Origin of the sequence: Micromonospora sp. DT4, from assembly GCF_049841675.1 — a bacterium.
Taxonomy (GTDB): domain Bacteria; phylum Actinomycetota; class Actinomycetes; order Mycobacteriales; family Micromonosporaceae; genus Micromonospora.
This window is the reverse complement of record NZ_JBNCKT010000022.1, coordinates 33,637-47,398: the sequence shown is the minus strand read 5'-3', so window position 1 is coordinate 47,398 and position 13,762 is coordinate 33,637. Positions and strand designations below refer to the sequence as shown.

Annotated in this window: 13 protein-coding genes; 9 read left to right on the top strand and 4 right to left on the bottom strand. The window is 73.5% G+C overall.

Features of this window, described 5'->3' with window-relative positions; translation table 11 throughout:
- Window positions 1-96 precede the first annotated feature (96 nt).
- Window positions 97-1,143, bottom strand: coding sequence for a DUF4192 domain-containing protein (locus ACLQ24_RS09670; RefSeq protein ID WP_425890531.1), 1,047 nt, complete (start codon window positions 1,141-1,143; stop codon window positions 97-99).
- Between the two features lie 152 nt (window positions 1,144-1,295).
- On the opposite strand from ACLQ24_RS09670, the gene ACLQ24_RS09665 reads away from it, so the two are divergent.
- The 5 genes from ACLQ24_RS09665 (at window position 1,296) to ACLQ24_RS09645 (ending at window position 7,985) form a co-directional block, all read left to right on the top strand.
- Window positions 1,296-2,210, top strand: a complete 915-nt coding sequence (locus ACLQ24_RS09665) for a fructosamine kinase family protein (RefSeq protein ID WP_425890560.1) — start codon at window positions 1,296-1,298, stop codon at window positions 2,208-2,210.
- On the top strand, window positions 2,207-3,220 hold the full coding sequence (gene moaA / locus ACLQ24_RS09660; protein ID WP_425890530.1) for a GTP 3',8-cyclase MoaA: 1,014 nt from the start codon (window positions 2,207-2,209) through the stop codon (window positions 3,218-3,220). Before ACLQ24_RS09665 ends, moaA begins: the two co-directional genes overlap by 4 nt.
- A 3-nt stretch (window positions 3,221-3,223) precedes the next feature.
- Window positions 3,224-3,478: a MoaD/ThiS family protein gene (locus ACLQ24_RS09655; protein ID WP_425890529.1), complete on the top strand. Its 255-nt coding sequence runs from the start codon at window positions 3,224-3,226 to the stop codon at window positions 3,476-3,478.
- 12 nt (window positions 3,479-3,490) lie between these two features.
- Complete coding sequence (locus ACLQ24_RS09650; RefSeq protein WP_425890528.1) at window positions 3,491-4,741, top strand: metallophosphoesterase; 1,251 nt, start codon at window positions 3,491-3,493, stop codon at window positions 4,739-4,741.
- 61 nt (window positions 4,742-4,802) lie between these two features.
- Window positions 4,803-7,985 (top strand): UvrD-helicase domain-containing protein, encoded by a 3,183-nt coding sequence (locus tag ACLQ24_RS09645; RefSeq protein ID WP_425890526.1) that lies wholly within the window; start codon window positions 4,803-4,805, stop codon window positions 7,983-7,985.
- A 111-nt stretch (window positions 7,986-8,096) separates the two neighbouring features.
- Here ACLQ24_RS09645 and ACLQ24_RS09640 read toward each other — a convergent pair whose 3' ends face one another.
- Window positions 8,097-8,726, bottom strand: a complete 630-nt coding sequence (locus ACLQ24_RS09640) for a prepilin peptidase (RefSeq protein WP_425890525.1) — start codon at window positions 8,724-8,726, stop codon at window positions 8,097-8,099.
- Between the two features lie 10 nt (window positions 8,727-8,736).
- Window positions 8,737-9,258, bottom strand: coding sequence for an EamA family transporter (locus tag ACLQ24_RS09635; RefSeq protein WP_425890524.1), 522 nt, complete (start codon window positions 9,256-9,258; stop codon window positions 8,737-8,739).
- A 450-nt stretch (window positions 9,259-9,708) separates the two neighbouring features.
- On the opposite strand from ACLQ24_RS09635, the gene ACLQ24_RS09630 reads away from it, so the two are divergent.
- The 3 genes from ACLQ24_RS09630 to ACLQ24_RS09620 all read left to right on the top strand — a co-directional run bounded on the left by ACLQ24_RS09630 (window position 9,709) and on the right by ACLQ24_RS09620 (window position 12,376).
- Window positions 9,709-10,230, top strand: a complete 522-nt coding sequence (locus tag ACLQ24_RS09630; protein ID WP_425890559.1) for an LppU/SCO3897 family protein — start codon at window positions 9,709-9,711, stop codon at window positions 10,228-10,230.
- 359 nt (window positions 10,231-10,589) lie between these two features.
- The gene (locus tag ACLQ24_RS09625) at window positions 10,590-11,000 is read left to right on the top strand and encodes an LppU/SCO3897 family protein (RefSeq protein WP_425890558.1); all 411 of its coding nucleotides are present in this window, start codon (window positions 10,590-10,592) and stop codon (window positions 10,998-11,000) included.
- Between the two features lie 134 nt (window positions 11,001-11,134).
- A complete protein-coding gene (locus ACLQ24_RS09620) occupies window positions 11,135-12,376 on the top strand; it encodes an AAA family ATPase (protein ID WP_425890522.1) in 1,242 nt (413 codons plus the stop codon).
- A gap of 121 nt (window positions 12,377-12,497) precedes the next feature.
- Here ACLQ24_RS09620 and ACLQ24_RS09615 read toward each other — a convergent pair whose 3' ends face one another.
- The gene (locus tag ACLQ24_RS09615; protein WP_425890520.1) at window positions 12,498-13,046 is read right to left on the bottom strand and encodes a GNAT family N-acetyltransferase; all 549 of its coding nucleotides are present in this window, start codon (window positions 13,044-13,046) and stop codon (window positions 12,498-12,500) included.
- Between the two features lie 137 nt (window positions 13,047-13,183).
- Between ACLQ24_RS09615 and ACLQ24_RS09610 the strand changes: the two genes are divergently transcribed.
- Window positions 13,184-13,729 carry a DoxX family protein gene (locus ACLQ24_RS09610; protein WP_425890518.1) on the top strand — a complete coding sequence of 182 codons (546 nt, stop codon included), beginning with the start codon at window positions 13,184-13,186 and terminating at the stop codon, window positions 13,727-13,729.
- Window positions 13,730-13,762: the final 33 nt, after the last annotated feature.

The window sequence follows — 13,762 nt, the reverse complement described above, 5'->3', positions numbered from 1 at the left end:
CTGCGGACACCTTGGCCAGTGTGGGAATGGACGGCGGTTGGTCACCGGACTCCAGTCGCGCGATGGGCTCGCGGGCAGGGACGCGCCGCGTGCGGGTCAGCGGCGGCCACGTCGACGCCGCTTGCGGGGGCGGACCACGCCGGGCATCCCGACCGAGGGCCAGCCGTCCAGCTCGGACGGGGGCACCCCGCGCCGGAGCAGGTCGTCCAGGAGCAGGGCCAGTGAGTAGTCGGGGTGCAGGCTCAGCGTCCGTTCCAGCGCGACCGCCGCCAGCGCCCCCTGCCCCGCCCGCCACGCCGCGAACGCCAGCAGCGCGCCCGGCGCGGCGGTCAACTCCGGCTCGGCCCGGCGCAGCACGTCGGTCCAGAGATCGATGTCCCGGTCGCGGCCGTCGGTGCGTTCCCAGGCGTGGTCGCGCACCGGCAGGTGACTCAGCAGCAGGCTAAGCCAGGCCACCTCGTCGTCGTCCAGCCGTTCGCCACGCCGCTGCTGGCGCTGCGCCTCGCGGACCGCCGCCACCCCTGCGGAGCGCAGCGCCCGCCCGCCGAGGAGGTCGCTGGCGGGCGCCTGCTCGATCAACTCGACCAGTCGTCGTTCGGCCCGGACGGTGGCCGCGTGCAGCGCCTCGCGGGCCGGGCCGTCGACCGGCGACACCTGCGCCGCGAGGGCCGCCCGGTCCGGGAGTGCGACCTGGCCGGCGAACACGGCCGACGCGGTCACCGGATTGGCCTGTGGGTCGTAGCGCCGACCCTCGGGCGGGCAGCAGTCCGCCTCGGTACACAGGTAGGACCACCACCGGCCGTCGGTCACCCGCAGCGCGTCGAGCACCTCCAGGCCGGCCGCCGTCAGGGCGGCACGCACCGCGTCCACACTCGGGGTCACCTTCTCGGGTGGCCCGTACCCCACCACGGTGGCGGCCTCCGCTCCCTGCCGGTGGATCACACCCGCCAGGTGCCGGGCGCGGTCGACCAGGTCCGTCGAGGGGTCGGGCAGGTCGGCGCGAGCGGCGAAGATGATCTGCCGGCCGCGCAGCGCCACCGCGACCACGCTCTCGGCGGGGTGGAATCCGAGCAGGAACGGCACGGCGGCGATCAGGTCGGCGGGCGAGCGGACGGAGAGCTTCGCACGTTCGGGGGAGGTCATGTAGGAAGGCTGCGTCCGAGCCGCGGAGCCTTCCAGACCCTGTGGATGACACGCAGTTTATCCACAACTACGGAACGCATTTATGCAGGTGGACGTGATCCGGTGTGCTCACACGACACCGCGGTGTCATGGACAGCGGCTACCGTGCGCTGATGGACCTGGCGTACCTGCGCGCGCATCCGGCACACCTGCCGACGTTCCGGACCCATCAGCGGCTCCGCGAGACGCCGGTCGCCGGGGGCAACATCTGCGCCGCCGCCCGGCTCACCCTGGACGACGGCCACTCCGTCTTCGCCAAGTCCTGGCCAGAGCGGGCTGACCGGCCGGTGCCCGAGGGCTTCTTCGCCGCCGAGGCCGCCGGATTGCGGTGGCTGCGGGAAGCCGACGCGATCGGCGTACCCGAGGTGATCGTGGCGTTGCCCGACCTGTTGGCGCTCGACTGGGTGGAGCCCGGCGAGCCGACGCCGGAGGCCGCCGAACGCTTCGGTCGGGAGTTGGCCGCCCTGCACCGGGCTGGCGCGCCTGCCTTCGGGGCGCCCTGGACCGGCTTCATCGGCGCCCTCGGGCAGGACAACACCCCCGACGACGGCCCCTGGTCGACGTGGTTCGCGCGGCGTCGACTCGACCCCTATCTGCGCCTGTCGGTCGACGGCGGCGCGTTGACCAGCAGCGATGCCTCGCTGGTCGAGCGGGTGATTGGGCGGATCGGTGCGTTCGGCGGGGACGAGCCGGCGGCCCGCGTCCACGGCGACCTGTGGCCGGGCAACGTGCTGTGGGGCCTCGACGATCGGGCATGGCTCATCGACCCGGCGGCGCACGGCGGGCACCGCGAGACCGACCTCGCCCAACTGGCGCTCTTCGGCGGTGTCGCGCACCTGGACCGGGTGCTGGCCGCGTACCGGGAGAGCTGGCCGTTGGCCGATGGATGGCGCGATCGGGTGCCTCTTCATCAGCTACATCTGCTACTCGTGCACACCGCGCTGTTCGGTTCCGGCTACCGGGATGCGGTTGTCCAGGTCACCCGAGCCGCCCTGATTGGCGCCGAGCGCGCTACGGTCGACCGGTGAGTGTCGCCCCACGCGCCGACGGCGTCCTCGTCGACCGGTACGGCCGCGTCGCACGGGACCTGCGCGTGTCCCTTACCGACAAGTGCAACCTGCGGTGCACGTACTGCATGCCCGCCGAAGGGCTGCCCTGGTTGGCCGGCCCGGAGCTGCTCACCGACGAGGAGATCGTCCGGCTGGTCCGGGTGGCCGTCGAGCACCTCGGTGTGACCGAGGTGCGGTTCACCGGCGGGGAGCCGTTGATCCGGCCCGGTCTGCTCGGCATCGTGGCCGCGGTGGCCGCGCTCGACCCCCGCCCCCGGATCTCGCTCACCACGAACGGCATCGGCCTGGACCGGTTGGCGCCCGCCCTGCGGACGGCCGGCCTGGACCGGGTGAACGTCTCGCTGGACACACTGGATGCGGCCCGGTTCACCCAGCTCACCCGCCGTCCCCGCCTCGACGCGGTGCTGGCCGGGCTCGCCGGGGCGGCAGCCGCGGGTCTCGACCCCGTGAAGATCAACTCGGTGTTGATGCGCGGGGTCAACGAGGACGAGGCGCCGGCTCTGCTCCGCTTCGCGCTCGACCACGACTACCACCTACGGATCATCGAGCAGATGCCGCTGGACGCGCAGCACGGCTGGGACCGGAGCACGATGGTCACCGCCGAGGAGATCCTGGCGACCCTCCGTACCCACTTCGACCTGAGCCCCGACCCGACCGAGCGCGGCGCGGCGCCGGCCGAGACCTGGTTGGTCGACGGCGGCCCGGCCCGGGTCGGCGTGATCGCCAGCGTCACCAGGCCCTTCTGCGGCGACTGCGACCGGACCCGGCTGACCGCCGACGGCCAGGTCCGCGCCTGCCTGTTCGCCACCGAGGAGTCCGACCTGCGGGCGGCGCTGCGCAACGGCGCACCCGACGACGAGTTGGCGCGACGGTGGCGTACCGCGATGTGGGGCAAGCGCGCCGGCCACGGCATCGACGATCCCACCTTCCTCCAGCCGACCCGGCCGATGTCCGCGATCGGGGGTTGACCCGTGCAGCCGAGACCGTTGACCGTCCGCTACTTCGCCGGGGCGCGCGCCGCCGCCGGCCGGTCCGAGGAGGTCACCCCCGCCGGCCGGTCACTCGACGATCTCATCGCCGAGCTGGCCCAGCGGCACGGCGCCCAGCTCGCCGCCGTACTGCGGGTGGCCAGTTTCCTCGTGGACGGCGTCACCTGCCATGATCGTCGGGCACCCCTGCCGGGCGGGGCCACGATCGATGTCCTGCCCCCGTTCGCGGGCGGCTGAGGGGGCGCACACATGTTGGCGGTTCTGGGGTTCATGGGCGTCCTGGCGCTGGTCACCGGCCTGGTCCACCTCTACCTGTGGAAGCGTCTGATCCGGGACACCACCGCGCCGGGGCGCTGGCGGCGGGTCGGGGGGATCGCCGCCCTCGTGCTGGCGGTGCTCGTGCCGGCCACCCTCGTCGGAACGCAGGCCGGCCTCTACTGGCTCGCCTGGCCGGGCTACCTGTGGCTCGCCGTCATGTTCTACCTGCTGGTCGTGCTGGTCGCGCTGGAAGTGCCGATGCTGGTCGCGCGGCTGGTGCTGCGCCGCCGGGTGACGGCCGCCGAGCCGACCGCCGCCGCGCCCGAGCCGGTGCTGGTCGGAGCCGCCGGGCCCGCCGAGCCGCCGGCCACCGGCGCGGTCGCGGCGCCGGACCACGACCCGGGCCGCCGCCTGCTGCTGGCCCGCGGGGCGGCCATCTTCGCCGGTCTCACCGCCACCGGCATCACGGGGTACGGCGTCCGCACCGCGCTCGGCCCGCCCCACCTCGACCGGGTGCAGATCCCCCTCAGCAAGCTTCCACGCAGCATGGACGGCCTCCGCATCGCCACCGTCTCCGACATCCACCTGGGCCCCCTGCGCGGCCGGGCGCACACCGAACGGATCGTCGCCGCGATCAACCGCCTCGACGCCGACCTGGTCGCAGTCGTCGGCGACCTGGTCGACGGCTCGGTCGCCGAGCTGGGCCCGGCCGCCGCCCCGCTGCGTGACCTGCGCTCCCGATACGGCAACTTCTTCGTCACCGGTAACCACGAGTACTACTCCGGGGTCGAGGAGTGGGTCCAGGAGGTGGACCGGCTGGGCCTGCGGGTGCTGCAGAACCGCCGGCAGGAGATCCAGGCCCGGGGCGGTGTGCTCGACCTGGCCGGCGTCAACGACCTGAACGCGGGCCCCGCGGGCACCGGCCTGGCCGCCGGACCGGACTTCGAGGCCGCCCTCGGTGACCGCGACCCAAACCGTCCGGTCGTCCTGCTCGCGCACCAGCCCCTCGCCGCGAAGCAGGCGGCCCGCTACGGCGTCGACCTGCAACTCTCCGGACACACGCACGGCGGGCAGGTGGTGCCGTTCAACCTGGTCGTCAAGCTTGAGCAGCCGGTGGTCAGCGGCCTCGGTGAGGTCGACGGCACCAAGGTCTACGTGACCAACGGCGCCGGTTTCTGGGGTCCGCCGGTACGGGTGGGGGCCGAGCCGCAGATCAGCCTCGTGGAGTTGCGCTCGGCATAGCGGACGTCACGTCCGCGCGTGGCGGAAGGCGGGCCGCGCGGCGGGCGTGACAGGATGCGGCGTGCCCCCGTTCAGCGCCGTACCCCCCGGTGGCCTCCCGCCCTTCGTCGCGGACCTGCACATCCACTCGAAGTACTCGCGCGCGTGCAGCCGCGACCTGACCCTGCCGACCCTCGGTTGGTGGGCGCGGCGCAAGGGCGTCGCCCTGCTCGGCACCGGCGACTTCACCCACCCCGCCTGGTACGACCATCTGGTCGAGACGCTGCGTCCGGCCGAGCCGGGGCTCTACCGGCTCGACCCGGAGGCGGAGCGCGACATCGCCCGCCGGCTGCCGCCACGACTCGCGGCCACGACCGACGCGGACGCGATCCGGTTCATGCTGAGTGTGGAGATTTCCACCATCTACAAGCGGGACGACCGCACCCGCAAGGTGCACCACCTGATCTACCTGCCCGACCTGGAGGCGGTGGCCCGCTTCAACACCGCTCTCGGCCGGATCGGCAACCTGGGCTCCGACGGCCGGCCGATCCTCGGTCTGGACTCGCGGGACCTGCTGGAGATCACCCTGGAAGCCAGTCCGGACGGGTACCTCGTTCCGGCGCACATCTGGACGCCGTGGTTCTCCGCACTGGGCTCGAAGTCCGGCTTCGACGCGATCGCCGACTGCTACGCCGACCTGGCCGAGCACATCTTCGCCGTCGAAACCGGCCTCTCGTCCGACCCGGCCATGAACTGGCGGGTCGGCAGCCTGGACGGCTACCAGCTCGTCTCCAACTCGGACGCCCACTCGCCGCCGGCCCTCGGCCGGGAGGCCACCGTGCTGACCACCGAGCGGGACTACTTCGCCGTCCGGGAGGCCCTGCGCACCGGCGACGGCCTGGCCGGCACCATCGAGTTCTTCCCGGAGGAGGGCAAGTACCACGCGGACGGCCACCGGCTGTGCGGGGTCAACTGGTCCCCGGAGCGGACCCGGGCCGCGAGAGGCCTCTGCCCCGAGTGCGGCAAGCCGCTCACCGTGGGCGTCCTCAGCCGCATCGAGGAGCTGGCCGACCGGCCCGAGGGGCACCGGCCGGCGCACGCCCGGGACGTCACCCACCTGGTACCGCTCGCCGAGATCCTTGGCGAGATCAACAAGGTGGGCGCCCGGTCGAAGAAGGTCGGGGGGCAACTCAACGAGCTGCTCGCCGCGCTCGGCCCCGAGTTGGAGATCCTGACGACGACGCCGTTGTCCGACATCGCGCAGGCCGGCGGTGAACTGCTCGCCGAGGGCATCGGGCGGCTGCGGCGGGGCGACGTACGCCGGGTTCCGGGTTACGACGGCGAGTACGGGGTGATCACGCTGTTCGATCCGGCGGAACTGGGCACGGCGCAGGAGACGCTCTTCGACGTACCCGTGCCGGCACAGCGACGGCCGACGGAGCCGGCGGCCCGCGCGACGGCCAAGCGCCCGGCGACGGCCAAGGCGGAGCCGAAGCGCAAGCCTGCCCCGGCGCCCGCGCCGCCGATCGCGTCGCCGCCGTCACCGCACGAACCGTTCGAGCCGATGCTCTCCGGCATGGAGGAGGTCGGCACCGGCCTGTTGGACCGGCTGGACGCCATGCAGCGGGTGGCGGCGTCCGCTCCCGGCGGACCGCTGCTCATCGTGGCCGGTCCGGGCACCGGCAAGACCCGGACGTTGACCCACCGGATCGCGTACCTCTGCGCGGAGCTGAACGTCTTTCCCGAGCACTGCCTCGCGATCACGTTCACCCGCCGCGCGGCCGAGGAGCTGCGGCACCGCCTCGACGGGCTGCTCGGCCCGGTCGCCGAGGACGTCACAGTGGGCACGTTCCACGCGCTGGGGCTGACGATCCTGCGGGAGAACGCCGGCGCGGCGGGCCTCCCGTCCGGCTTCCGGATCGCCGACGACGCCGAGCGGGCGGTGGCGAGGTCGGAGGCCGGGGACGATCTCCACGGCTACACGGCGCTGCTGCGCAAGCAGAACCTGGTCGACCTGGACGAGCTGGTGAGCCTCCCGGTGGAGCTGCTGCGGACCGACCGGAAGCTGGCCGAGCGGTACCGGGACCGCTGGCGGTGGATTTTCGTCGACGAGTACCAGGACGTCGACGCGGTGCAGTACGAGCTGCTGCGGCTGCTCAGCCCCGCGGACGGCAACCTTTGCGCGATCGGTGACCCGGACCAGGCTATCTACTCCTTCCGGGGTGCCGACGTCGGCTACTTCCTGCGCTTCTCGCAGGACTTCACGGACGCCCGGCTCGTCCGGCTCAACCGCAACTACCGCTCGTCGGCGCCGATCCTGGCGGCCGCCGTGCAGGCCATCGCGCCGTCGTCGCTGGTCCAGGGTCGGCGACTGGATCCGGCCCGGCTCGACCCGGAGGCACCGCTGGTCGGTCGATACCCGGCGTCGTCCGTGGCCGACGAGGCGGACTTCGTGGTCCGGACGGTCGACGAACTGGTCGGCGGACTGTCCCACCGATCGCTCGACTCGGGCCGGATCGACGGCCGGTCCACGACGCTGTCGTTCTCCGACATCGCCGTGCTGTACCGCACCGACGCGCAGGCCGCCCCGATTGTGGACGCCCTGACCAGGGCCAACATCCCTGTGCAGAAGCGGTCGCACGACCGGCTGCGGGACCGGCCCGGGGTGGCGGCGATCGCCCGCGAGCTGCGGCACGCCGATGGGTTGGCCGGGTCGCTGGCGGCCCGGGTGCGGCTGGCCGGCCAGGTGGTCGCCGAGCGGTTCGCGGTGCCCACCCTGGACGGCGCGGGTGGCACCGTCCGCCCCGAGGACGTCCGCTCCGCGGTGGATCTGCTGACCCCGCTGGCTCAGCGCTGCGGCGACGACGTGCAGGCGTTCCTGTCGCAGTTGGGCACCGGCGCCGAGGTGGACGCGCTCGACCCGCGCGCAGAGGCGGTCACCCTGCTGACGCTGCACGCCGCGAAGGGCCTCGAATTCCCGGTGGTGTTCCTGGTCGGCGTCGAGGATGGGCTGCTGCCGCTGCGCTGGCCCGGTTCGGCACCCGACGAGGACGCCGTCGCCGAGGAGCGTCGACTCTTCTTCGTCGGCCTGACCCGGGCCCAGGACCGGCTGTACGTCAGCCACGCCGCCCGCCGGACCCGGCACGGCGCGGAACGCGACTGCATGCCGTCGCCGTTCCTCGCCGCGATCGACCCGGGCCTGTTCGAGCGGTTCGGCGAGACCGAACCCCGCCGCCCCAAGGACCGTCAGCTCCGCCTGATCTGACCCCTTAGGTTGATCATGATGTTATTGCCACGACACGCCGACGTGGCTGGCAATAACGTCATGATCGACGGCTTCGGGTGGTGTGCGCGCCGGACACCGGCGGGGTGGGGGTCAGGTCACCAGCGCAGCCAGCCACGCGCCCGCCAACAGGGCCGGGCCCAGGGGCAGCAGGGTGTCGCGGCGCACCCGTCGCGCTGCCAGCAGACCGAGGACCAAAAGCCCGTGCAGCAGGTGTGCCAGGACGAGCCCGGTGAGCAGGGCGTCGCGGCCCAGCCAGCCAAGCGGCAGTCCGAGGACGGCGGCGAGCTTCACGTCCCCGAAGCCCAGCCGGGACCTCGGCAGCAGGGCGAGCAGCACGTGCGCCGCTCCGGCAAGAACCGCGCCGGCCAGCGCGCCGCCCAGCCGCCCGGGAGTGCCGGCCAGCAGCGCCGCCCCGGTCAGCCCGCCGAGGGCCAGCGTGCCGGCGGCGGCAACCAGCGGGTCGGGCAGCCGCAGGCACGCCAGGTCGACAACGGCCAGCACCAACCCCACCACCGCCACCGCGAGAAGGACCGGCAGCGCCGGGTCGTCACGCCGCACGGCAGCGAGCCCCACGAACACCACGGCCGCCAGCGGCGGACAGAGCCAGACCGACCCATCCCGCCGGACCGGCGGGCTGACGAAACACCGGGCCACCGGGGGTACGACGAGACCGACCAACCCACCGAGCAGCGCCACCCCGGGCAGCGCGGCGGCCGACATGGGCCGGACGTTACCGGCGGGCTCCCGCCCGCGCCGCCCCCGATCGGGGTTCCGCGCGTCTCCGGCGCGGGCGTTCGGTGCTCACCACCAGCGCCACCCCGGCGACGATGACCGCCCCGCCAAGCAGCACCTGCGGCGTGATCGGCTCGGCCACGAGCAGCGCGCCGAGCGCCACCGCGACCGCCGGCAGCGCCACCCCGGGCGGCCCGGACTCGGCGGGCACCACCAGACCGTTGCCACCGGCGAGCAGGAGCACACCCACCAGCGCGGCGGAGCCGAGCTGGTGACGCCCCACGCGAAGGGTGCCCGGCCCTCGGCGCAACCTCAGCACCACCGCCAGCACCAGGCCTGCCACGGCGAACCGCAGGGCGGCGGACAGCAGCGACGGCAGCGTCTCCACCGTGATCCGGATGGCCAGATAGGTAGAGCCCCACAGCAGGTAGACCACGACCAACGCGGTCCAGACCAGGGTTGGCGCGGCGAACGCGCGGCGGCCGGATGCGGCGGCGGCGCTCGGTGGAGATGAGCTCATCGGTGGACCACGCTACGGTGACCTCGGAGTCGGCGTCGCGCGTTGGTGGCCGGCCTCTCACCACTTGTGCAGGAGGGCGGCATGACGAACTACGGACCACCGGGTGAGGGCCACGCAGGCCCGTGGCGTGGGCAGCGACCCGACGAGACGCCCAACCGGCCGCCTCAGCAGCCCTACCCGCCCGCGGAGCCCTACCCGCCGACGGTTCAGCCCTACCCGGTCGCGTCGCAGCGGCCCGGCCCCTATGGCGACGGCCCGTACGGCGGTGCACCGGCGACGCCCTACGGCGGCGGACAGTACGGGGGAGGCCAGTACGGGGGAGGCCAGTACGGCGGCGGCCAGTACGGGGGAGGCCAGTACGGCGGCGGGACTGGCACGCCGTACGGCGGAGAGCCCTCGGGGCCCTACGGTGACGCGTACCCGCCCGCCGACCGGGAGCCGGCCTACGGCGTGGGGACCTACCGGTCCGACGGTGGCCCGTACGGCGACGACCCTTCACCCACACCGCCCCTGCGGCGTGGGCGGGGACCGCTGATCGCGGTGCTGGCTGTCGTGGTGCTGCTGGTGCTGGCCGGCGGCGGCGCGTACTGGTTTCTTCGAGGTTCGGACGATCCCGGGCCGACGACGGCCGCGCCGACCGGCTCGGCCGCTGCGGCGGAGCCCAGCGCCGCCGGGAGCGAGCCGGCCGAGCCGGCGCCGACCGCCGCAGCACCCGAGTCGTCGGCCGACCCGCGGTTCGTGAAGGTCGGGCAGTGTGTGCGCAACGCCGGGGTGGCGGGCGGCAAGCCCAAGCTGCTGATCAGCGGCTGCGCCCCGAAGTCGTACGAGGTGCTGCGCCGGGTCGACGGCCCGACCAGCGGTGAGCGCGACGCCGAGGCCAAGTGTGCCAAGGTCGAGGGCTACACGAACTGGTACTTCTTCGACAGCGAGCTGGACACCCTCGACTTCGTCCTCTGCCTGAAGCAGCGCTGACCACCCACCCTGGGGATGACATGACGACCTACGGACCAGCGGGCTCCGGGCAGCCGGACGACCCGCACCAGCGTCCGCCGACCGGTCCCGGCGGCCCGCCACCGGTCGATCCGACGCTTCCGCAGTGGGGGCCGCCGCAGCAGCCGGCGCAGTGGGGCCCGCCGCAGCAGCCCGCGCAGTGGGGCCCGCCAGAGCAACCGGCGCAGTGGGGCCCGCAGCAACCGCCGCAGTGGGACGCCCCGCCGGGGCCGTTCCCGCCCGCCCCGGGCCAGCCGGCGGCACCGTGGGGTCCGCCGGCACCCGGCGGGTACCCGATGCCGCCCGCCGCCCCCGCCGGCAGGAACGGCCGGAAGGTCGCCCTGATCGTCGCGCTGGTCGTGCTGCTCCTGCTCTGCCCCTGCCTCGGCCTTGCCGGCTGGGCGGCCTGGCGGATCGCCGACTCCGACAGCGACGTCGCGCCCGTGCCGTCGGCGAGCGCGCCGGTCGTCCCTCCCGGCCTGCCCAGCGATGCGCCGAGCCCGATCGTGCCGTCGCCCGACGAGGAGGAGGAGTTCGCCAAGGGCGACTGCGTGGTCAACGACGGCACCGAGGACGACGCGGAGCTGCGCAAGGTGCCGTGCGGCCCGAACACCTACCAGGTGCTGCTGCGGATTCCGGCGACCACCGACGGGGACCGTTGCGAGACGCTCGCGCCGCAGGCCACCGCGAACTACGTGCACGACAACTCGGTCGACCTGTTCGACTACGTACTCTGCCTGAAGAAGCGGTAGTCGATTCCGCAAACTAGGGCTGTCTAGCGTGGACGCTAGACAGCCCTAGTTTTGTGTCGACGGTCCCAACACGCCGGTAGCCTCATCTATCCATATCTAGCTTCGCAGCTAGAGGGCCCGATACTCTGCGATGCGTGGATCCGGTCCGCAACCCGTACGCCCCGGGCGCCGGCCAGCGCCCGCCCGAACTCGCCGGGCGGGGGCGTGAGCTGGACGTCTTCGACATCGTGCTGGAACGCATCGCCCGTGGCCGGCCCGAGCGCAGCCTCATGCTCACCGGGCTGCGCGGCGTTGGCAAGACCGTCCTGCTCAACACGCTGCGGTCACAGGCGATCAACCGGCTCTGGGGCAGCGGCAAGATCGAGGCCCGTCCGGACCAGTCCCTGCGCCGCCCGGTCGCGGCCGCCCTGCACATGGCGGTCCGCGAACTCGCCCCACGCCACCGCGCCCCCGACCGGATCGACGCCTTCCTCGGGGTACTCAAGGCTTTCGCCCAGCGGTCCGTGCCGACCGGCCGCGCCGGGGCCGCGCCCAAGCTGCGCGACCGGTGGCAACCCGGCATCGACGTCCCCGCCGCGAGCGGTCGGGCCGACTCCGGCGACATCGAGATCGACCTGGTCGAGCTGTTCAGCGACGCCGCCGCCGTGGCCAGTGACGTGGGCACCGGCATCGCCATCTTCATCGACGAGATGCAGGACCTCGGGCCGGAGGACGTCTCGGCGCTCTGCGCCGCCTGCCACGAACTGTCCCAGATCGGCGCTCCACTGATCGTGGTCGGCGCGGGGTTGCCGCACCTGCCGGCCGTGCTCAGCGCCGCCAAGTCGTACTCGGAACGGCTCTTCCGCTACCAGCGCATCGACCGGCTCGACCGGATCGCCGCCGACCAGGCGCTCTGCGCGCCGGCCGAGCGCGAGGAGGTGGAGTACGAGCAGAAGGCGCTCGACCTGCTCTACGAGAAGTCCGGCGGCTATCCGTACTTCGTCCAGGCGTACGGCAAGGCGACCTGGGATCACGCGCCGCGGTCGCCGATCACCGCAGCGGACGTCCGGGTCGCCGCGCCCGAGGCCGAGGCCGAACTGGCGGTCGGCTTCTTCGGTTCTCGGTTCGAGCGGGCCACTCCGGCCGAGCGCGAGTACATGCGGGCGATGGCCACGCTGTCCCTGGTGGAGGGGGAGGCCGGCGGCGTGGTCCGCGACGACATGGACGCCGCCGTGCCCACCGCCGAGATCGCCCGCGCCCTCGGCCGCAAGCCGGCCAGCCTCTCCCCGGCCCGCGACGCGCTGATCAAGAAGGGGCTCATCTACTCGGGCGAACGGGGCACGGTGGCCTTCACCGTTCCGCACTTCGGCCGCTACCTGCGCACCCAGCCCGCCTGAGCAGCGCGGTCAGGCCAGCGCGGTCAGAACGGCGCGGTCAGAACGGCGCGGTCAGAACGGCGCGGTCAGGCCAGCGTGGTCAGGCCAGCGTGGTCAGAACGGCGCGGTCAGGCCAGCGCGGTCAGACCCTGGACCAGGGCGCGGGGAAGACGACCTCGCCGCGCGGCGGGGCACCCTCCTCGCTGGTGGACGGCGGCAGCACCAGCGCCTGCCACGGCTCACCGAGACCGGCCCACGGGCTGCTGAGACCCAGCTCGCCGGCCGGCGCGAAGCCGAAGCGGCGGTAGAAGGCGGGATCACCGAGCACCACGACCAGCCGCTCGCCCAGCTCGGTGGCGGCGTCCAGGGCGGCCTGCACCACCGCGCTGCCGTGACCGACCCGCTGCCGGTGCGGCGCCACGGCCACCGGCCCGAGCGCGAGCGCCGGCGCGACGGCACCCCGATCGGGTCGCACCCGCACCCGGGTGAGCAGCGCGTACCCGACGACCTCACCGCCGTACTCGGCGACCATGGCCAGCTCGGGCAGCCAGGCGTCGGTGCCGCGCAGGTCGTCGACAAGCCCCACCTCCGGCGGCGTCTGCACGTCCGGGCGGGCGAACGCCGAGGCCAGCACCCGACGCACCGGCCCGGCGTCGGCCGGGTCCTCGGGGCGGAGCCGCAGCGTCGTCACCCGCGCGACGTTACCCGTCGCGCCCCGTCCATCAGCGATGGTCGCTCGAATCGGCGTGGCGCGCGCGCACGCCGACCGATCATCCGGATCCGGCGGTTGCCCGGGTAGCAAACGCCGCGACGGGGTATGACTGAACCATGACGCCCGTACGCTCCCTCGCCCGCGCCATGCTGAGCGGCATCTTCGTGGTCAGCGGGTACCGCAACCTCCGCAACCCCCACCGACTCGCGGCGGCCGCCAAGCCGGTGACCGACAAGATGGCGCCGCTGCTGCAGAAGGCACACCCGAACTTCCCCACGGAGACGGAGTCGTTGATCCGGCTCAACGCGGCGGTGCAGGTCGGGGCGGGGCTGATGCTGGCCACCTGGCGGTTCAGCCGGCCCGCCGCGCTGGTCCTCGCCGGCACCCTGGTGCCGGTGACCATCGCCGGGCACCCGTTCTGGAAGAACGACGACCCGATCGCCAAGAACAACAACGAGATCCACACCCTGAAGAATCTCGGGCTCTTCGGCGGTCTCCTGCTCGCCGCCGCCGACACCGGCGGTAAGCCCGGCATCCGCTGGCGTACGGGCCACCGCATCGGCCACTCTCGACGTTCCATGCAACGGGCCGTGCGCACCGCCCGCCGCGAGGCACGGATCGCCGTCCGGTCGGCGGCCACCGCGCGTCGACTACCAGGCTGACCTGCCTCGATGCCTCTCAGTGTCATCCCCACC

Bases quoted from the DNA above. Each gene is read 5' to 3' on its own strand.
- ACLQ24_RS09670 (WP_425890531.1), bottom strand. From the start codon at position 1,143: ATGACCTCCCCCGAACGTGCGAAGCTCTCCGTCCGCTCGCCCGCCGAC.
- ACLQ24_RS09665 (WP_425890560.1), top strand. From the start codon at position 1,296: ATGGACCTGGCGTACCTGCGCGCGCATCCGGCACACCTGCCGACGTTC.
- ACLQ24_RS09650 (WP_425890528.1), top strand. From the start codon at position 3,491: ATGTTGGCGGTTCTGGGGTTCATGGGCGTCCTGGCGCTGGTCACCGGC.
- ACLQ24_RS09640 (WP_425890525.1), bottom strand. From the start codon at position 8,726: ATGTCGGCCGCCGCGCTGCCCGGGGTGGCGCTGCTCGGTGGGTTGGTC.
- ACLQ24_RS09635 (WP_425890524.1), bottom strand. From the start codon at position 9,258: ATGAGCTCATCTCCACCGAGCGCCGCCGCCGCATCCGGCCGCCGCGCG.
- ACLQ24_RS09610 (WP_425890518.1), top strand. From the start codon at position 13,184: ATGACGCCCGTACGCTCCCTCGCCCGCGCCATGCTGAGCGGCATCTTC.